This is a genomic window from Duganella sp. BJB1802 (genome assembly GCF_013369445.1).
GTDB classification, from domain to species: Bacteria; Pseudomonadota; Gammaproteobacteria; order Burkholderiales; family Burkholderiaceae_D; genus Rugamonas; species Rugamonas vulcania_A.
The window spans coordinates 536,502-555,705 of record NZ_JABWEF010000001.1; the positions used below are offsets into that span (position 1 = coordinate 536,502).

General features: G+C 62.5%; 16 protein-coding genes and 1 tRNA gene. 12 read left to right on the forward strand and 5 right to left on the reverse strand.

The window, feature by feature from the left end; all coding sequences use genetic code 11:
* Complete coding sequence (locus tag HUX88_RS02510) at positions 1–1,059, reverse strand: 3-deoxy-7-phosphoheptulonate synthase (protein ID WP_117011955.1); 1,059 nt, start codon at positions 1,057–1,059, stop codon at positions 1–3.
* A 74-nt stretch (positions 1,060–1,133) separates the two neighbouring features.
* Between HUX88_RS02510 and ybiB the strand changes: the two genes are divergently transcribed.
* From ybiB to HUX88_RS02550, 8 genes are all read left to right on the forward strand, one after another.
* Positions 1,134–2,126: a DNA-binding protein YbiB gene (gene ybiB, locus HUX88_RS02515; protein ID WP_176360695.1), complete on the forward strand. Its 993-nt coding sequence runs from the start codon at positions 1,134–1,136 to the stop codon at positions 2,124–2,126.
* Between the two features lie 49 nt (positions 2,127–2,175).
* Positions 2,176–3,384, forward strand: coding sequence for an NAD(P)/FAD-dependent oxidoreductase (locus HUX88_RS02520; RefSeq protein ID WP_176360696.1), 1,209 nt, complete (start codon positions 2,176–2,178; stop codon positions 3,382–3,384).
* Positions 3,385–3,578: 194 nt separating this feature from the next.
* Complete coding sequence (rpsU, locus tag HUX88_RS02525; RefSeq protein ID WP_008451879.1) at positions 3,579–3,791, forward strand: 30S ribosomal protein S21; 213 nt, start codon at positions 3,579–3,581, stop codon at positions 3,789–3,791.
* A 127-nt stretch (positions 3,792–3,918) separates the two neighbouring features.
* Positions 3,919–4,368, forward strand: a complete 450-nt coding sequence (locus HUX88_RS02530; RefSeq protein ID WP_161092076.1) for a GatB/YqeY domain-containing protein — start codon at positions 3,919–3,921, stop codon at positions 4,366–4,368.
* Positions 4,369–4,460: 92 nt separating this feature from the next.
* A complete protein-coding gene (gene dnaG / locus HUX88_RS02535; protein ID WP_176360697.1) occupies positions 4,461–6,257 on the forward strand; it encodes a DNA primase in 1,797 nt (598 codons plus the stop codon).
* Positions 6,258–6,702: 445 nt separating this feature from the next.
* Positions 6,703–8,946 carry an RNA polymerase sigma factor RpoD gene (rpoD, locus tag HUX88_RS02540; RefSeq protein ID WP_176360698.1) on the forward strand — a complete coding sequence of 748 codons (2,244 nt, stop codon included), beginning with the start codon at positions 6,703–6,705 and terminating at the stop codon, positions 8,944–8,946.
* A 104-nt stretch (positions 8,947–9,050) separates the two neighbouring features.
* Positions 9,051–9,129: transfer RNA gene (locus HUX88_RS02545), tRNA-Ile, on the forward strand.
* Between the two features lie 111 nt (positions 9,130–9,240).
* A complete protein-coding gene (locus tag HUX88_RS02550) occupies positions 9,241–11,442 on the forward strand; it encodes a cation-translocating P-type ATPase (protein ID WP_176360699.1) in 2,202 nt (733 codons plus the stop codon).
* A 13-nt stretch (positions 11,443–11,455) separates the two neighbouring features.
* On the opposite strand, the gene HUX88_RS02555 is transcribed toward HUX88_RS02550, so the two are convergent.
* Entirely contained in the window at positions 11,456–12,085 is a 630-nt protein-coding gene (locus HUX88_RS02555; protein ID WP_176360700.1) for a hypothetical protein, read from the reverse strand.
* Positions 12,086–12,139: 54 nt separating this feature from the next.
* On the reverse strand, positions 12,140–13,021 hold the full coding sequence (locus HUX88_RS02560; protein ID WP_229219159.1) for a helix-turn-helix domain-containing GNAT family N-acetyltransferase: 882 nt from the start codon (positions 13,019–13,021) through the stop codon (positions 12,140–12,142).
* Positions 13,022–13,125: 104 nt separating this feature from the next.
* On the opposite strand from HUX88_RS02560, the gene HUX88_RS02565 reads away from it, so the two are divergent.
* Both HUX88_RS02565 and HUX88_RS02570 read left to right on the forward strand, forming a co-directional pair.
* Positions 13,126–13,488, forward strand: a complete 363-nt coding sequence (locus HUX88_RS02565; protein WP_176360701.1) for a DUF5710 domain-containing protein — start codon at positions 13,126–13,128, stop codon at positions 13,486–13,488.
* Between the two features lie 10 nt (positions 13,489–13,498).
* Positions 13,499–14,578: a histone methylation protein DOT1-like protein gene (locus tag HUX88_RS02570; protein ID WP_176360702.1), complete on the forward strand. Its 1,080-nt coding sequence runs from the start codon at positions 13,499–13,501 to the stop codon at positions 14,576–14,578.
* Here HUX88_RS02570 and HUX88_RS02575 read toward each other — a convergent pair.
* Complete coding sequence (locus HUX88_RS02575; protein ID WP_176360703.1) at positions 14,575–15,459, reverse strand: LysR family transcriptional regulator ArgP; 885 nt, start codon at positions 15,457–15,459, stop codon at positions 14,575–14,577. The two genes, HUX88_RS02570 and HUX88_RS02575, sit on opposite strands and share 4 nt — an antisense overlap.
* An 88-nt stretch (positions 15,460–15,547) precedes the next feature.
* Between HUX88_RS02575 and HUX88_RS02580 the strand changes: the two genes are divergently transcribed.
* Together HUX88_RS02580 and HUX88_RS02585 are read left to right on the forward strand one after the other, a co-directional pair.
* Positions 15,548–16,153 carry a LysE/ArgO family amino acid transporter gene (locus HUX88_RS02580; protein WP_176360704.1) on the forward strand — a complete coding sequence of 202 codons (606 nt, stop codon included), beginning with the start codon at positions 15,548–15,550 and terminating at the stop codon, positions 16,151–16,153.
* 808 nt (positions 16,154–16,961) lie between these two features.
* On the forward strand, positions 16,962–18,701 hold the full coding sequence (locus HUX88_RS02585; RefSeq protein WP_229219160.1) for a bifunctional diguanylate cyclase/phosphodiesterase: 1,740 nt from the start codon (positions 16,962–16,964) through the stop codon (positions 18,699–18,701).
* Here the strand turns inward: HUX88_RS02585 and HUX88_RS02590 are convergent.
* Positions 18,694–19,017: a hypothetical protein gene (locus HUX88_RS02590; protein WP_175041603.1), complete on the reverse strand. Its 324-nt coding sequence runs from the start codon at positions 19,015–19,017 to the stop codon at positions 18,694–18,696. The two genes, HUX88_RS02585 and HUX88_RS02590, sit on opposite strands and share 8 nt — an antisense overlap.
* Between the last annotated feature and the right edge of the window lie 187 nt (positions 19,018–19,204).

Here is a 19,204-nt window from a genome sequence, read left to right on the forward strand (position 1 = left end):
TTATGGACGGTGCTTGAGCTGCTTGTGCGCGTCGCGCAGCATCTGTTCGGTGGTTTCCCAGTCGATGCAGCCGTCGGTGACCGAACAGCCGTACTTCAGCTGAGTCAGGTCGGTCGGGATCTTCTGGTTGCCGCCGACGATGTTGGACTCGATCATCACGCCCACCAGCGACTGGTTGCCCTGCACGATCTGGTGGATGACGTCGGCCATCACCAGCGGTTGCAGTTCAGGCTTCTTGTAGCTGTTGGCGTGCGAGCAGTCCACAACCAGGTTGGCCGGCAGCTTGGCCTTGGCCAGCGCCTGCTCGGCGATCGCGATCGACACCGAATCGTAGTTCGGACGGCCGTCGCCGCCGCGCAGCACCACGTGGCCGTAGCCGTTGCCGCGCGTGCGTACGATCGCCACGTTGCCCTGCGCGTTGATACCCAGGAAGGAGTGCGGATGCGCCGACGACAGGATGGCGTTGATGGCGATGCTGATGTCGCCGTCGGTGCCGTTCTTGAAGCCGACCGGGGTCGACAGGCCGGACGACATCTCGCGGTGGGTCTGCGATTCGGTGGTGCGGGCGCCGATGGCGGTCCAGGCGATCAGGTCGCCCAGGTATTGCGGCGAGATCGGGTCGAGCGCCTCGGTGGCGGTCGGCAGGCCCAGCTCGCACACGTCCAGCAGGAACTGGCGCGCCTTCTCCATGCCGACGTTGACGCGGAAGGAATCGTCCATGTCCGGGTCGTTGATGTACCCCTTCCAGCCGGTGGTGGTGCGCGGCTTCTCGAAATACACGCGCATCACCAGCAGCATGGTGTCGGCCACTTCGGCTTGCAGTGCCTTCAGGCGGCGGGCGTAGTCCAGGCCGGCCACCGGGTCGTGAATCGAGCACGGGCCGACCACCACGAACAGGCGCTTGTCCTTGCGGTCGATGATGTTGCGCAGGGCCTCGCGGCCCTTCATCACGGTGTCCGAGGCGCTGTCGGTCAGCGGCAGCTTGCTGTGCAAGGCTTCCGGCGACGGCATCGGCGCGAACGAGGTGACGTTGATGTTTTCGATATCTGGGGAGATCATGATTCTCTACGTATATTTATTGCGGGGGAGGGATAGTGTAGCCGAAATGCGGCGGACTGGTTTAAGCTGACGCCATGACCACACCAACCACCATCGAACCATTCCCGGCCGCACGTTTCATCAAAGAAATAGGCCGGGGCAAAAACGGCGCCCGCAGCATGACCCGCGACGACGCCCACGACCTGTACGCCGCCATGCTGGACGGCCGCGTTTCCGAGCTGGAGCTGGGCGGCATCTTGCTGGCCATGCGCATCAAGGGCGAATCGGTGGAGGAGATCGCCGGCTTCCTCGACGCGGCCGAGGCCTCCTTCGAGCCGTTCAGCGCGCCGCCGGGCCAGTTCGCGCCGGTCTGCATCCCGACCTACAACGGCGCCCGCAAGATGGCCAACCTGACGCCGCTGCTGGCCATGCTGCTGGCGCGCGAGGGCGTGCCGGTGCTGGTGCACGGCGTGGCGCACGACGCCGGCCGGGTCGCCACGGCCGAGGTGTTCGAGGCGCTGGGCGTGCCGGCCGCGCGCCACCGCGCCGAGGCGGAGGAGGCCATGTCGCAGGGCCATCCGGCCTTCATCGCCATCGACGCGCTGGCGCCCAAGCTGGCGCATCTGCTGTCGCTGCGGCGCCGGCTGGGCGTGCGCAACTCCACCCACACCTTGGTCAAGATCATGCAGCCGTTCGCCGGGCCGGCGCTGCGGCTGGTGTCGTACACGCATCCCGAGTACCTGGAAATGCTGGGCGAATACTTCACCACGGCGGCCCTGCCGGAGCGCGGCGACGCCTTCCTGATGCGCGGCACCGAGGGCGAGACCGTGGCCAACGCCAACAAGGCGCAGCAGATCGACTGGTTCCACGGCGGCCTGCGCACGACGCTGGTGCCCAAGCAGACCCTGGTGGGCGAACTGCCGCTGCTGCCCGAGGACAAGAGCGCGGCCGCCACGGCGGCCTGGATCCGCTCGGTGCTGGACGGCGAGGTGCCGGTGCCGCCGTCGATCGCCGAGCAGGTGGCGCAGTGCCTGCTGGTGTCGCGCACCTTGCAGTCGCGCCAGCGGGTGAGCGAGCCGATTGAGTAAGCGGGCGGAGCCTTCAAGTACAATACGCCTTTGGACGATTGGATTTGATATGGCAAAGTTTGATGTAGCGGTAATCGGCGCGGGCGCGGCCGGCATGATGTGTGCGGCCACGGCGGCCCAGCGCGGCAAGCGCGTGGTGCTGATCGACCACGCCACCAAGCTGGCCGAGAAAATCCGCATCTCCGGCGGCGGCCGCTGCAACTTCACCAACATCAACGCCGGCCCGGCCAACTTCCTGTCCGACAATCCGCACTTCTGCAAGAGCGCCCTGTCGCGCTACACCCCCGCCGACTTCGTCGCGCTGGTCAAGAAGCACCGCATCGGCTACCACGAGAAACATCGCGGCCAGCTGTTCTGCGACGACTCCGCCGAACAGATCATCGACATGCTCAAGGACGAATGCTCGGCCGGCGACGTGCACTGGCGCATGCCGTGCAAGGTCGCCAGCCTGGCGCAGGCGGACGAGGGCGGCTTCGTGCTGCAGACCGACAGCGGCGACATCGAGGCCGACAGCGTGGTCATCGCCACCGGCGGCCTCTCGATCGCCAAGATCGGCGCCACCGACTTCGGCTACCGCATCGCCGAGCAGTTCGGCCTGCGCATGGTCGAGCCGCGCCCGGCGCTGGTGCCGCTGACCTTCGACCCGCAGCAGTGGGCTCCGTTCGTGGAAATGGCCGGCATCGCGCTGGAGGTGGACGTGGAAACCGGCTCCTTCAAGGGCCGCAACCCGACCGGCGGCCGTTTCCGCGAAGACTTGCTGTTCACGCACCGTGGCCTGTCCGGCCCGGCGATCCTGCAGATTTCCTCGTACTGGACGCCGGGCACGCCCATCGTCATCAACCTGATTCCCGAGCTGGACCTGGCGGCCACGCTGATCGAAGGCAAGGGCACGATCAAGAAGCAGCTGGGCAACGTGCTGTCGCAGTGGCTGCCGGCGCGCCTGGCCGAGGGTTTGCTGCTGGCGCACGGCCTGGCACCGGATGCTCGCCTGGCCGACCTGCCCGACGCCCAGCTGCGCAAGCTGGGCGCGGCGATCAACCAGTGGACCATCACCCCCAACGGTTCCGAAGGCTACAAGAAGGCCGAAGTCACGCGCGGCGGCGTCGACACCCGCGAGTTGTCGCAGCAGAGCATGATGGCCAACAAGGTGCCGGGCCTGTACTTCATCGGCGAGGCGGTGGACGTCACCGGGTGGCTGGGCGGCTACAACTTCCAGTGGGCGTGGGCTTCGGGTGTGGCGGCCGGGCAAGCGGTCTGATATACTGACGGTCCCTGGAAGTAAGTGGCGTCCCGCAATCGTTGAAGTTGTAGAAAGATTGCACCATACGCCGCGTTGTTTTTGCTGTCAAAGCTTGACGCATGGCCGTTCAGATGGCCAGGCGTCTTCCATTTTTCCGCAAAAGCTGCTATAGTCTCTTTCTCCCTATAACCTCAAACGGTTTGAATTTTTACATGACCACTATTCGCCTTAAAGAAAACGAGCCGTTCGAAGTCGCAATGCGTCGCTTCAAACGCACCATCGAAAAAACCGGTCTGCTGACCGAACTGCGCGCACGCGAGTTCTACGAAAAGCCAACGGCTGAGCGTAAGCGCAAGCTGGCAGCTGCAGTGAAGCGTCACTACAAGCGCATCCGCAGCCAGCAACTGCCGAAAAAACTCTTCTAAGACTGCGCTTGCAGATTCAACCCGGCAGTATGGCGCTCACGCCTCGGGTTGCTTAAGAGATACCCGCCCCGGTTCGCCGCGGCGGGTTTTCGCATTTTTACTCCTACAATTTTTTGAGAGAAACTCCATGGGCTTGAGAGAACAAATCACCGAAGACATGAAAACCGCCATGCGCGCCAAGGAAGCCGGTCGCCTGGCGACCATCCGCCTGATCCTGGCGGAAATCAAGCGCAAGGAAGTGGACGAGCGCATCGAAGTCAACGACGACCAGACCGTGGCCATCGTGGAAAAAATGATCAAGCAGCGCAAGGATTCGATCACCCAGTTCGAAGCCGGCGGCCGCGCCGACCTGGCCGACATCGAAAAAGCCGAACTGGTGGTGCTGACCGCCTACATGCCGGCCGGCCTGTCCGACGAGGAAATCGCCGCCGAAGTGGCCGCCGCCGTGGCCGCCTCGGGCGCCGCCGGTCCGCAGGACATGGGCAAGGTCATGGCCATCGTCAAGCCCAAGCTGGCTGGCCGTGCCGACATGACCGTGGTGTCCGCGCTGGTCAAGAAGGCGCTGGCTCCGGCCTGAGGCCTGTTGTTCCCGCCGCCGTCGCTTGATCCGCGTCAAAACCGGATCGGCGCGGCGGTATAGTCTGATCCATAACAAGACCGTATAGCCCTGTGATTCCACAATCCTTTATTTCCGATTTGCTGAACCGGGTCGACATCGTCGACGTGGTCGGACGCTACGTGCAGCTGAAAAAAGGCGGCGCGAATTTCATGGGCCTGTGCCCGTTTCACAATGAAAAATCGCCCAGTTTCACGGTCAGCCCGACCAAGCAGTTCTACCACTGCTTCGGCTGCGGCGCCCACGGCACCTCGATCGGTTTCCTGATCGAATATTCCGGCATGGGCTTTGTCGATGCCGTCAAGGAGCTGGCGCAAAACGTCGGCATGGTGGTGCCCGAGCAGGACGACAAGATACCGCCGGCCCAGCGCGCGCAAATGGCCGCGCAGAGCCTGGCCCTGACCGAGGCGATGACGCGCGCCAGCGATTTCTACCGCGCGCAATTGCGCGGCGCCACCGACGCCATCGCCTACCTGAAGAACCGCGGCCTGACCGGCGAAATCGCCGCCCGCTTCGGCCTGGGCTACGCGCCGGCCGGCTGGGACAACCTGCGCTCCATCTTCCCCGACTACGAGGCGGTGGCGCTGGCCGAGGCTGGCCTGGTGATCGACAAGGTGGACGAGGACGGCGGCAACCGCAAACGCTACGACCGCTTCCGCGAGCGCGTGATGTTTCCGATTAAAAACACCAAAGGCCAGGTCATCGCCTTTGGCGGCCGGGTGCTGGACCACGGTGAACCGAAGTACTTGAATTCTCCCGAAACGCCTTTATTTTCAAAGGGATTCGAACTGTATGGCTTGTTCGAGGCGCGCCAGGCGATCCGCGATGCGGGTTATGTGCTGGTGACGGAGGGATACATGGACGTGGTGGCATTGGCGCAGATGGGTTTCCCGCAAGCCGTGGCAACGCTGGGCACCGCCTGCACCACCCATCACGTACAGAAATTGTTGCGTCAAACCGACACGGTGATCTTCAGTTTCGACGGCGACAAGGCCGGCCGCCGCGCCGCGCGGCGCGCGCTGGAAGCCTGTCTGCCGCACGTGACGGACAACAAGACCATCAAGTTCCTGTTCCTGCCCACCGAGCACGACCCGGACAGCTACGTGCGCGCCCACGGCAGGGAAGCGTTCGAGCAGGAGATCCACGAGGCCATGCCGCTGTCGCAGTTCCTGGTCAAGGAGGCGGTCGGCGAGCATGATTTGCAGAGCCCGGAAGGCCGCGCGCGCGCCCAGTTCGACGCCAAGCCGATGTTGCAGTCGATGACGCCCACGGCGCTGCGCCTGCAGATCGTTCGCGGCCTGGCGCAGTTGACGCAGACCACGCCGTCCGAGATCGAGGTGTTGTTCGAGCTGGCCAAGCCGGTGGCCGTGGCGCGCCAGGCGCCGCCGCGCACCGGTCGGCCGGTGCCGGTCGGGCTGGAGTTGCAGATCGTGCGGCTGCTGGTGGCGCATCCGCCGCTGGCGCTGGACATCGACGCCGCCGCGCTGGCCGCGTTCAACTATTTCGGCGCCGAGCCGGCCGAGCGGCTGGCGCAGCTGGTGGCGTCGGCCCAGGCGCTGGGGCCGAACGGCAGCTTCGCCGCCTTCGCCCAGCACCTGAAGTCGCAGGGCGACGAGTACGACGGCATCATCGGCGAGATCGTCAAGGAGCCGGAGTCGGACTTCGACGCGGTGCGCTTGTTCCTGCGCGGCGCGATCCGCCAGGTGAAGAACGACGCGCTGAAGCAGGAACTGAGTCAGCTGTTCGCGGCCGGCCTGTCGTCCGACGAGATCGGCGTGCGCTACCGGGAACTGACGGCGCAGCAGGATCAACTGCTGCGCGAGGCGGAAGCGGAGTTGGCAAACAGATAAAGTTGCAGGTCGCTTTGTATAGTAATGTTTCTGTCATGGTTGCAGCGGGCCGAAGTGGGGTTCTGCCCTCTGGAAAATGAAAAGTGACGTGCTATAATAAAACGCTAAGTGTTGTATGTTTTGGCATCGTTTTTCAGTTCAGAGTGTGTTTGTTTTCAGTCAGTTAGGCTCTTGATCGACATGGGATGACGGGTGTCGGCGGCCGGGGCCAGCTTGGGTTGATCCAACCCGGTCATGGTTTCTCGCCCCCACGCGCGTGTCCGATGCAGTAGAATTTCCGCCAAGAGAGGGTGGAATTCTGTTGAGGTCGATCGGCCCGACCAGGTGTAAGTAAGTCGTAGTATTGTCGGACTTGTGCAGTCGGCATGTTCGAAGACGTAGGCCCGCGAGGGCCGCAAGAAACTTTATCCTAAATAAGCAAGTCGTTGTGTAATCGAAAGCGCCTGTGCCAATCAAGAAACCTGAATCCAAAGCGGCTGCAAAGCCGAGCAAAGTGACCGCAAAATCCGCTAAAACGGCGGATAAATCGGAAACGCGTGTCGCCAGCAACCCGCCGGCGGTCAGCCAGACCACCGACGCGGCCACGCTTGCTGCCATCGATACTTCGGGCTACGTGCTGCCATCGGTCAAAGTGCCGGGCCGGCGCGGCCGCAAGCCGAAGGAATTTCAGCCTGAAAACGACGAAGTCGCCGCGCTGAACGCGGTCGAACGCGCCGAACTGAAGGCGGTCGACAAGGCCAAGGCCAAGGACCGCAAGGCCAAGGAAAAGGCGCTGCTGAAGGACGCTTTCTCGTCGGACACGGAAGCCACCGAGGAAGAACTCGAACGCCGCCGCCAGAAACTCAAGACCCTGATCAAGTTCGGCAAGGAACGTGGCTTCCTCACGTATGCCGAGATCAACGACCACCTGCCGGAAAATATCGTCGATCCCGAAGCGATCGAAGGCATCATCGGCACCTTCAATGACATGGGAATCGCCGTCTACGAGCACGCGCCGGACGCCGAAACCCTGCTGCTGTCGGACAACGTCGCCACCGTGACCAGCGACGACGAAGCCGAAGCGGCCGCCGAAGCGGCGCTGTCGACCGTCGACTCCGATTTCGGCCGCACCACCGACCCCGTGCGCATGTACATGCGCGAGATGGGCTCGGTCGAACTACTGACCCGCGAAGGCGAAATCGAGATCGCCAAGCGCATCGAAGACGGCCTGAAGGACATGATCCAGGCCATCTCCGCCTGCCCGGTGACGATCGCCGAGATCATCGCCGCCTCCGACCGCATCCGTGCCGATGAAATCAAGATCGACGAAATCGTCGACGGCCTGGTCGACGAGAGCGAGGAAGTGGCCGCGCCGGTAGCGCCGCCCGCCCCGGCCGAAGAGGACGAGGAAGAAGAGGAAGAGGAAGAAGAGGAAGAAGAGGAGGAGGAAGAAGCGAGCGCCTCGGGCGCCGCCGGTTTCTCGGCCGAACAGCTGGAAGCGTTGAAAAACGCCGCGCTGGAAAAATTCGACGTCATCTCCCTGCAGTTCGACAAGATGCGCCGCGCCTTCGAGAAGGAAGGCTACAATTCCAAGGCCTACGTCAAGGCGCAGGAAGCGATCTCGTTCGAGCTGCTGGGCATCCGCTTCACCGCCAAGGTGGTCGAGAAGCTGTGCGACACCCTGCGCGGCCAGGTCGACGAAGTGCGCCACATCGAGAAGCAGATCCTCGACGTGGCCGTGAACAAGTGCGGCATGCCGCGCGCCCACTTCATCAAAGTCTTCCCTGGCAACGAAACCAACCTGGAATGGGTGGACGGCGAAGTGGCTGCGGGGCACGCCTACAGCGCCATCCTCGGCCGCAACATCCCGACCATCAAGGAACTGCAGCAGCGCCTGATCGACCTGCAGGCGCGCGTCGTGCTGCCGCTGCCGGACCTGCGCAACATCAACCGCCAGATGGCGGCCGGCGAAATGAAGGCGCGCAAGGCCAAGCGCGAGATGACCGAGGCCAACTTGCGCCTGGTGATCTCGATCGCCAAGAAATACACCAACCGTGGTTTGCAATTCCTCGACTTGATCCAGGAAGGCAACATCGGTTTGATGAAGGCGGTGGACAAGTTCGAATACCGCCGCGGCTACAAGTTCTCGACGTATGCGACGTGGTGGATCCGCCAGGCCATCACCCGTTCGATCGCCGACCAGGCGCGCACCATCCGTATTCCGGTGCACATGATCGAAACCATCAACAAGATGAACCGGATTTCCCGCCAGATTCTGCAAGAAACCGGCGCCGAGCCGGATCCGGCGACGCTGGCCATCAAGATGGAGATGCCCGAGGACAAGATCCGCAAGATCATGAAGATCGCCAAGGAACCGATTTCGATGGAGACGCCGATCGGCGACGACGACGATTCGCACCTGGGCGACTTCATCGAGGACAACAACACCCTGGCGCCATCGGACGCGGCGCTGCACGCCTCGATGCGCGGCGTGGTCAAGGATGTGCTGGACTCGCTGACCCCGCGCGAAGCCAAGGTGCTGCGCATGCGTTTCGGCATCGAAATGTCGACCGACCACACCTTGGAAGAGGTCGGCAAGCAGTTCGACGTGACGCGCGAGCGCATCCGCCAGATCGAAGCGAAGGCACTGCGCAAGCTGCGCCACCCGTCGCGTTCGGACAAGCTGAAAAGCTTCTTGGAAGGCAACTAAGACTTGACTAGTGGCCGCGCTAGCCTTTATCCTCGCGAGTTCGTTTTGAAAACGAGCGCGTGCAGGAGGGGCCGGCAAGGCTCCCAGCGCAAAGCAAGACTTCTGGGCCTCTAGCTCATGCTTGGTTAGAGCAGCGGACTCATAATCCGTTGGTGCCGTGTTCGACTCACGGGAGGCCCACCAAATTTAATATGAAAATCAAGCACTTAGGTAGTAGTCTATCTAAGTGCTTTTTTCATTGGCAACCGGGCTTCTAATTGGCTCCTACCACTCGCGCGCGCGACATCCACGACTATGAAGAACGAACCATGCTGTTCTGGTGATAATGCCTGCGCCAGCGGCGCCCCTGCGGCGCCAATCCGACCTGGGCCGGGAGTGAGCTCAACTGTCTACCATATTGAAAACATGGATTGTGCGGTCGAAGAGCGGCTCATCCGCAACAAGCTGGAGGGGATGTCCGGTGTCGTCGACCTTGAGTTCAATTTGATTGCGCGCAAGCTGACGGTCCATCAGGATGTGGAAAACAGGGCTGCCATCGAGCAAGCGCTGCGGTCAATCGGGATGCCGACCACCCTGGTGGCACAGGGGGAGCCGGGCAGCCGCGCCAAAGGCCCCTCGGCTGCGCTAAGTCTGCGGCAGAAGGCTCTCCTCGCGGTCTCGGGAATTTGCGCCGTGCTGGCGGAGGTGGCGGCTTGGACTACCGGCACCGACACATCTCCCTGGATAGCCGGGTTGGCGGCGGTATCGATGGTCGCGGCCGGACTGCCAACGCTCAAAAAAGGATGGATCGCGCTAAAGACACTGACCTTGAACATCAACTTCCTGATGTGTGTGGCGGTTGGCGGGGCGCTGGTTCTTGGCCAGTGGCCGGAAGCGGCGATGGTGACTTTCTTGTTCGCGGTCGCTGAGTTGATCGAGAGTTTGGCGCTCAATCGCGCCCGCAATTCCGTCAACAAACTGATGCGGCTGGCCCCCGAGGTCGCGTTGGTGTGGACGGCCGGCGAGTGGACGGAGGTGGGCGTTAAAGCGGTCAACGTGGGAGACCTGCTGCGCGTCAGGCCGGGCGAACGCATCGCCCTCGATGGAAGAGTCACAGCGGGATACTCCTCGGTGAATCAGGCGCCGATCACTGGCGAAAGCATGCCGGTGGCTAAGGTTGTCGGCGACACGGTGTATGCCGGCACGATCAATGAAAACGGTGTCCTGGAAATTCAAGTTTCCGCGAGCAATAGCGACAGCGTGCTCGCGAAAATTATTCGGGTGATCGACGAGACGCAGGGCAACCAGGCTCCAACCCAGCGCTTTGTCGATCACTTCGCCAGATACTACACGCCGGTGGTGGTGGGCTTGGCTATCGTTGTGGCTGTCCTCCCGCCTGTCGTATTCGGCGTATCGTTCAGCGTCTGGCTTTATAAGGCGCTGGTCATGCTGGTCATCGCGTGTCCCTGCGCCTTGGTGCTTTCGACGCCGGTCACGATTGTCAGCGGACTGACCGCCGCGGCCCGAGCGGGGATTTTGATCAAGGGTGGTCAGTTTCTGGAGATGGGCCATCAGCTGAAGGTGATTGCAGTCGATAAGACTGGAACTTTAACCGAAGGCCGCCCTCAAGTGACCTCGGTGAGCGCCCAAGGCAAGCATGCAAAGGACGACGTTCTTCTCCTGGCCGCAAGCCTTGACGCGAATTCCACGCATCCCTTGGCCATGGCCATTATGCGCGCGGGACCAGTCGCGACAGAACTGAAGTCCGTGAGCAAATTCGAGGCATTGCCCGGCTTGGGCGTGAAGGGCGAAATTGAAAAATGCGTCTACTTCCTGGGCAATGCCCGGCTGATGGCGGAAGCCGGTATTCCGCTGCCACATGAGGCGACACCTGGCCTGGGCGAAACGGACACGGCTTGCACCAAGGTTTTCCTGGCCGTGCAGACTGAGGTTGTTGGCGTTATTTACATCGCTGATGTGGTTCGTCCCGGCGCGGCCGCGGCTATCAAAGAGCTGAACGACATCGGTGTCAGGACCGTCATGCTGACCGGCGACAATGCCGCTATAGCGACGAGCACCGCTGCTCAAGTAGGTATCCAGCAGGTGCAGGCTGAACTGCTGCCCGAGCATAAATTGGACGCGATCCGAATTCTTCAAGCCGGGTACGGAGCGGTGGGCATGGTCGGCGACGGCATTAACGACGCGCCCGCGCTTGCCCAGGCAGAAGTTGGATTCGCGATGGGGGCGGCCGGCAGCGATACCGCAATCGAGACTGCGGACGTGGCTCTGATGGATGACGACCTGCATAAAATCGTAGGCTTCATCAGGCTGAGCCGTCGGACCCGCGCGATACTGATGCAAAACATCGCGACTGCCTTGGGCATCAAGCTGGTCTTCTTCGGGCTAGCTGTCGCTGGCTTCGCAACGCTGTGGATGGCGGTGTTCGCAGACGTCGGAGCTAGTCTCCTGGTTGTGGCCAATGGACTACGATTGTTGCGGCGAAAAAGCAGTCTCTAGTTTAGCGACGAGGCTAGGGTTTTTCGGCCGCCTCCGCCGTCCGCACATCCAGCATCGCGATCACCAGATCCACCTCGGTCAGCATGAGCTTCACCGGGAAGCCATCCTCCAGCGCCACCACGGCGCCGGCGGCAATCTTCTCGTTGCCGGCGGGGGAGTTCGGCATGAAGGCGAATTGCGGGAACTTGCTTTGACCGTGCTGGGCGATGTCGCGCAGGGTGCGCGGCGCGGCACGCAACAGGCCGTTGCGCACGTGGTGCTGACGCTCTTCGTTGCGCTCTTTGAGCAGCGCCGTCAGGCGTTCGATTTCCTTGTGCAGGCGGTCGGACTCGGCCTGCAGGTTGCGCATCGCCTCATCGCCGAGCGCGTCCTCCCACTGCGTCAATTTCAGCAGGCCGCGTTTGTGCAGCGCTTGCCGTTGCAGGTCGAGGTCGACCGTGGACAGGCGCGTTTGGTGCGCTTCCAGAGCCTGCTGTTCCTGCACGTCGCCGTTGGCGCGGTGCCATTTGTCGCCGAAGTCGAACACCAGCCCGTCGAAGTAGAAATACATCGGCAGGCCTTGTTCGAGCACTTGACGGCTGGTCTGGTTCCAACGGCTGGCCAGTTCGGCCAGCGTCAGGGTGATAGGTTCGATGATGGGCATTGTTGTCGCGAGTAGAATCCAATCCGGGATTTTCTCACAGACGGCACGGCGCCATCACTTTATCCGCTTGCGCATGAAGATGGTCGCCTGCGGATTGTCGTTGTAGCGCTCGCAGCGTTCATAGCCCAGCTGGTCGTACAGCCGGATCGCCGCGTGCAGGTCGTCCTTGGTGTCGAGGTAGACGGCGTTGTAGCCGGCCTGAGCGGCGTGGCTTTCCAGCGCCTGCATCAGCGCCTCGGCCAGGCCGCGCCGGCGGAAACGGTCGGCCACGTACAGTCGCTTGCATTCGGTCGCGCCGGCCACTTCCTGCAGCGGGCGCATGGCCACGCAGGCGGCCGCCTCGCCGTCCACGTAGGCGATCCACATCGCCGAGCTGGCGTCGTTGAGGAAGGCGCGGATGGCGTCGTCGTCGTCGCGCAGCACGACGTTGATGACGTCGAAGTATTCGTGCAGCAGGTGGCGGGCATCGTCCAGCTCGGCTGCGGTGGCGCGGATCACGCGCGTGGCCGGCGTCGACAGGATGTGCTGCACCTTGCGCATCGCGTCCAGCAATTCCGCGCGCTGCGTTGCGCCCAGCTGCGCCAGCATGCGCACCGTTTCGGCCGAGGCGCGGTGGTTGATGTCGGCGATCACGGCCTGGCCGGCGTCGGTCAGGCTCAGCAGGGTGGCGCGCTTGTCCTGCGGCGAGCGTTCGCCGTGGACCAGGCCGCGCTCGCCGAGGGAGCGCAGCAGCCGGCTCATGTAGCCGGCGTCCAGGTCCAGCTTGGTGCGCAGATGGTTGGCGGTACAGCCGGGATTCAGCGACAGTTCGTACATGATGCGGCCTTCGCTGAGCGAATAGTCGGTGTCCAGGTAGCGCCCGCGCAGCAGGCCCAGGTGCACGGTGTAGTAGCGGTTGAATTGCCGCACAACGTCGGCCTGCTGTTGCATATCCATCAAATCCTCCAAATGCTTGCTTTTGGCAACTATATGCGTGAAGGGCGGTGCAGTCAACCGGGCGTGCATGTAAAATGACTGCTTCCATTAGCGGAGTAGCGACAATGATGTTTTTAAAAGTTCCGTTTGCGGAAAAAGACGAAGCCAAGGCGCTGGGTGCGCGCTGGAATGGCGAGCGCAAATCGTGGTACGTGCCCGACGGCAAGCCGACCGAGCCTTTCGAGCGCTGGCTGGCACCGGGCGGGGCCGATTTCGTGCCGGCCAAGGCGTCTGTGGCGCCGAAAGCCAAGCCGCTGTCGGTCGATTCCTATGTGGGCAAGTCGGTGGTGGGCAAGTTCTACCAGGAGTTGCAGCACGACTGCAATCCGTTCGAGGCTTGCCCGGTCTGCGCGCCGGTGCTGGCCAGCTCGGGCTGGCAGGCGGCGCATGACAGCGTCGACCAGATGCTGGCCACCCTGCGCGCCTGATCCACTGCACATGCGGAGCGCGCCGGCATTTCGTACCCACGAGACGGCGCCGCCACCGGTCGCCGGTTTCCGGCATCCGGCCGATCTGTTCGAGGCCTTGTTCCAGAGCATACAGGGCGGCGAACAGCATGTGCGCCCGCCGCTGGAGTTGGCGCCCGGTTCTCCTTTCCTTCCGTTTATCGAAATCGGCTACGCGCTGCGCGCCTGCGTGGAAGACAAGTCGCGCCGCGACTATCTGCTGCAGCGCTTGCGTCCGCACCGCGGCGCGATCATCGGCACCTTGCCCGCGAGCTTGCTGCCGCATGGCATGTTGCCGCGCACCGCGCCGCCGCCCGATTTTCGTCCGTTGGAGCAGATCAGCGATGCCGAGCTGCGCGCCTGGCTGGTGGAGGACGGCGGCTTGATCTACGGCGAACTCCAGCGCTTCGAACTGGAGAATTACTTCGATGCGATCGCCACGGTCATCCGTCCCGGCGGCGTGATGGTCGATCTGGGCAGCGGCCTGGGCAAGGTGGTGATGTCGGCGGCGCTGGCGTTTCCGTTCCAGCGCTGCATCGGCGTGGAGCTGATGGGCTACCGGCACGCGCTGGCGGTCCGGCGCCTCGACGCTTTGCTGGCGCTGGCGCGTCAGGGGCTGGCCGCGCTGCCGACGCCGCTGGCGCCCGACACCCCGCTGCAACTGCCGTTTGGCGGCGAGGCCAGCGGCCGGCACCTGCTCGACCTGGCGTCGCGCATCGCCTTCATCGAGGCGGACCTGTTCAAGGTCGACGTGCGTGGCGCCAGTCTGGTGTTCATGTACAGCACCTGCTTCGGTCCTCTGATGGATGCCATCGCCGGAAAGCTGGCGCGCGAGATGCAGGAAGGCGCGCTGGTCAGCACCACCACCTATCCCTTGAACCATCCTGCGTTCAAATTGCTATACCAATTCCCGGCCGGGACGGTGGCCTGGACCTCGGTCATGCTCTACCAGCGCACCGGGGCCTTGCAGGCCTTGGGTCCGGCCGAGCCGTCCGTCACCTACGAACCGGACCCGGCCGAGTGGGAAGAACGCGTCCGGCAGGAGTTGGCGGCGCTGGACAACAGGCCTTAAAGCAGCCATTTGCGCGCGGTTGAGATCACATTGTCCGACAATGCGCGCGTAAAGGTGGTCTGGATGTCCCACATGTGCCAGATCAGCGGCACATCCAGATAATCGCCGGGGGTCAGCTCCACCATCTTTCCAGCCCTCAATTGCTGTTCGCACTGCAATATCGGCAGCATGCCGTAGCCGAAACCCGCCTCGACAAACCGCACAAACCCGTCCGAACTGGCGAAGGAATGATGGGGATAGTGGCCGGTGTAGCCGGTGCGGCGGGCGATGTAGCGTTCCTGCAGCGCATCCTTGCGGTCGAAATTCAGCGCCGGCGCCTGTTGCACGGCGGCGGCCGTCATGCCGTCCGGGAACCAGCGCCGGGCAAACGCCGGGCTGGCCACGCAGAGATAGCGCATCGCGCCCAGCGGCGTCGATGTTGTCCCGGCAACTTGCGCCGATTCGCTGGTCACGCAGCCGAATACCCGGCCTTCCCGCAACATCGTCAAGGTATGGTCCTGGTCGTCCAGGCGGATGTGGAGCAGGCATTCGCCGCTGCTCATCAGCGGCGTCACGGCTTCCTGGACCCAGGTCGCGGCGCTGTCGGCGTTGACGGCGATGGCGATTTCCGGCCTCGCCTCGCCGGACTCCGGCCGATGCAGCAGCACCGCCTCCAGCAGCCGGACCTGGCGGTAGTGGGCGATCAATCGCTGTCCGGCCTCGGTGGGCGAGGGCGGTTGGCTGCGGACGATCAGCAACTCGCCGGCACTGTTTTCCAGCATGCGGATGCGCTGCGAAACGGCCGATTGGGTGATGGAAAGCGCGACGGCCGCCTTGTCGAAACTGCCATAGTCGATGACGGCGTCCAACGCCGCCAGGCCGCGATAGTCAACTTGCCTCATTAGCGCCTCTAATATTTGGTCAGTAATATTAATTATACTTATCTTCCCGTGGAGTTTAAGCTGTCCTCATCGTTCTGGGAGAAAAAATATGGAAGTGACGGCTTTTTTAAAAGGGATGGGCCTTGGCGGTAGTTTAATTGTCGCTATCGGCTCGCAGAACGCCTACCTGTTAAAACAGGCGTTGAAACGCGAATTTGTTTTAACCTGCATCGCCATCTGTGTTATCTGCGACGTCGTTCTGATAGGAATGGGCGTGGCGGGCATGGGGAAATTAATCGTCGAAGCGCCGGCATTGCTATTCTGGATAAAAATCGCCGGCGCGGGATTTCTTTTCTGGTACGGCTTGCGCGCGGCGCGGTCGGCTTTGAATCCCGGTGTATTAAAGGCGGGCGAGAATAATCCCGCCGGCGATCGCGGCGCCGTCATTGCCGCCATGTTGGCTTTCAGCCTGTTGAATCCCCATGTTTATCTGGATACCGTTGTGCTGCTTGGGTCGATAGGCGGCCAGCAGCCGGGCAATGGGCGCCTGTATTTCGCGCTCGGGGCCATGCTTGCGTCATTGGTTTGGTTTAGCAGCCTGGGTTTGGGCGCCCGCTATTTAACGCCGATATTCGCCAAGCCGCGCGCCTGGCAGATATTGGATGGCGTGATCGCGGTGGTCATGTGGGCCCTGGCTATTTCCCTGTTTGTTTGACAGGCGCCGTCGGCGATCACCCAGGTCAAGCTGGAAGCTGGCAGGTACATGCCAATTTCTGGCATAAAAAGCAGGGTTGTACGCCCTTTTCCGGACGAAGATGGGTATTGTGCTAATAGGCAACACTTCGGCCGGCCTGCGATACCGTCTACGCGGCCGTTCAGCTTACAATGGAGATAGTCACCCCCCAAACAGCGCCACAGGATTCCGGGCCAGATGACGGCCGATATATATGAGCACGGACCTCAGTAATTACGCCCACCTCTCCGCAGTAGCGGCAGCCTTTGCGGCCGACGCTATTCTGTGCACATTGCTTATTTTCCTCTGGCTGATGCAGCGCAAGGAAAAGCACGCCTTATTCTGGGGATTGGGACAGCTGTCGGTAATGTTCGGAATTATCACCTGGTTTATCGGCGACCGGGTTTTATCTGAATCGTTGCGTATCCCGCTTTGCGCCGCTTTGCTTAGCGGCAGCATGATAGGTTATTGGAGTGGTACTAAATACTTTCTCGGCGAATTACATCGATATCAAATACGCTGGATACTTCCAGTTGGAATATTAATTGCCGGAATATGTTATGCCGTCTGGTTGAAGGATCCGGCGATAGTCCCGCCTGGCAGCGCCGCCATATTGGGCGTGGTCATGTTCTGGTGCGGGCAGCGTTTGATCAAGCATAAAAACCGCTATCGCCTGTTGGGTATTACGCTTATTCTGCGCGGCGGTTTTAATGTCCTGAGTGCGGTAACGCTGGGCCCCGAGTTATATCTGATCTGGTTTGCCGGCACGACCGTCCTTAAGACCCTGAGCATGCTGGGCTTGATCTACGCAGTGCAGGATGAAATCCAGCAACGCTACGCCCGCACCATCGACAGCCTGAGCAACGGCTTCCTGATCCGGGACCGGCGCGGCTATGTCATGGTGGCCAACGAACGCTGCGCCCGCCTGCTGGGATTCAATGGTCCCGCCGACCTGATCGGCCGCCATGTCTGCGAACTGCTTCCCGGCCTCACCCGGGAAATGGCGGATCAGTATTTCAGCCGCTTCCTGGCCCCCGGTGTGCAATTTCCCACCGTCGACAGGGTAACCATCACATTGCATAACGGCAATAAACTGCCGGTTGAGATGCTGGGCTCGCCGTATGAGGAGCGCGGCCGTTTGTACTGCCTGGTCCAGTTGCTGGACGTCAGCGAACGCCAAAAGAAGGACGATTTGCTGCACCAGGCGGCGCGCATCGATCCCGTTACCGGCTATTTCAACCGCCACGCGCTGTCCAAGCGGCTGGAGGAAGAGGTCGCCAACGCCGCCTTCTCCGACGGCGAGTGCGCCGTCCTGTTCATCGACCTGGACAAGTTCAAGCGCGTCAACGATTCCTTCGGCCACGCCGCCGGCGACGAATTGCTGCGTCAGTTCGCGCGCCGCCTGCACGGCATCCTCCGCCCGCAGGATGTGCTGGCCCGTTTCGGCGGCGACGAGTTCATCGTCGTCCTGCCCGGCCTGCCACGGGATGGCAGCGAGAAAATGGCCAGCGACTGCGCGGCCGCCGTCATCGCCATCATGGCCGACAGCTTCAACCTGTCGCACCACGCGATCGGCGTATCGGCCAGCGTCGGCATTGCCTGCTATCCCTTGCACGGCGGCGATAGCGATACGCTGATACGCAACGCCGACATCGCCATGTACGAAGCCAAGAAAGCCGGCCGCGGCGAGATGCGCTTCTTCAACGACGCCATGAACGCCGCCGCCAAGGATGCGCTGGTGATCGACGGCGCCTTGCGCGGCGCCATCGAGGCCGGCGAATTCCGCCTGGTCTACCAGGCCATCACCAATTCCCACACCGGCAAGCTGACCAAGGTGGAGGCGCTGCTGCGCTGGGACAGCGCCCTGCTGGGCGCGGTGCCGCCGGACCGTTTCATCCCGGTCGCCGAAGATAGCGGCATGATCGTCGAACTTGGCACCTGGGTGCTGAACCAGGCCTGCCGCCAGGTGGCTCAATGGAAATCCGGCGCGCTGGAGGAGATCACCATCAGCATCAACGTCTCGGCCTGGCAGCTGGCCGATCCGGCCTTTGTCGGCTTGGTGCGGCATGCGCTGGCCAGCAACGGCCTGGCCGCGCGCCAGCTGGAGCTGGAATTGACCGAGCGGGTGTTGATCGACGATGGCGGCCAGGTGCATGCGGTATTGGCGCAGTTGCGCGCACTTGGCGTCAGCATCTCGCTGGACGACTTCGGCACCGGCTACTCATCGCTCAGCTACCTGACCCAGTTCCACCTGAACACGCTGAAAATAGACCGCGCCTTCGTCATGGATATTGAGCACAGCGAGCGCAGCAACAACCTGGTGCACGCCATCATCGCCATGGGCCACAGCCTGGGCCTGCAACTGGTGGCGGAGGGCGTGGAGACCGCCGGCCAGGCGGCCATCCTGGAAAAGATGGGTTGCCATTATCTGCAGGGCTATCACATCTCCCGGCCCATCCCGGCGGAGGAACTGCTGCTTTTTGCATGCGGCCTGCTCGCCAGGCCGCACGCCGATAGCTTCGCTATTTAGCGCTTGACGCAGGGAGCTTCTGCGCCGCCTCGCCGGCGGTCAGGATCCAGATGCGGTCGATCCTGCCTTCGCCGTCCACCGTGTAGTTGACCACGATGTCGCTGCCGCGCAGCGCGGCCGGCATCTCGATCAGGTTGTCCTGGTTGAAGATGCGCGCGGCGGGCGACAAGCGGCGCGTGGCGCCGTCGATGCCCACTTCCGGGAAATAGCCGGGCGTCATCTTCCCGCGCTGGGCGTTGGCCGGAAAGGTCCGCTCGGCCGCCCACGCCGACAAGGCCAGGCAAGCTGCCGCCAGCAATACACACCATCGCCGCATGGGAACCTCCACAAAGGACAAGAACTTCCAGCTTACCTCAAGTCCGCCTGGTTGTTTGTTGTCATGTCACCAAGCCGTCACATTCCCGTCATCGCCGCGTCACATGCAGTTCCTACAATCTTGCGAGTTTAGTTCCAAGCCTAGTCCACACTAACCAGCAAGAAAGAAAAACAAATCATGCAACAGC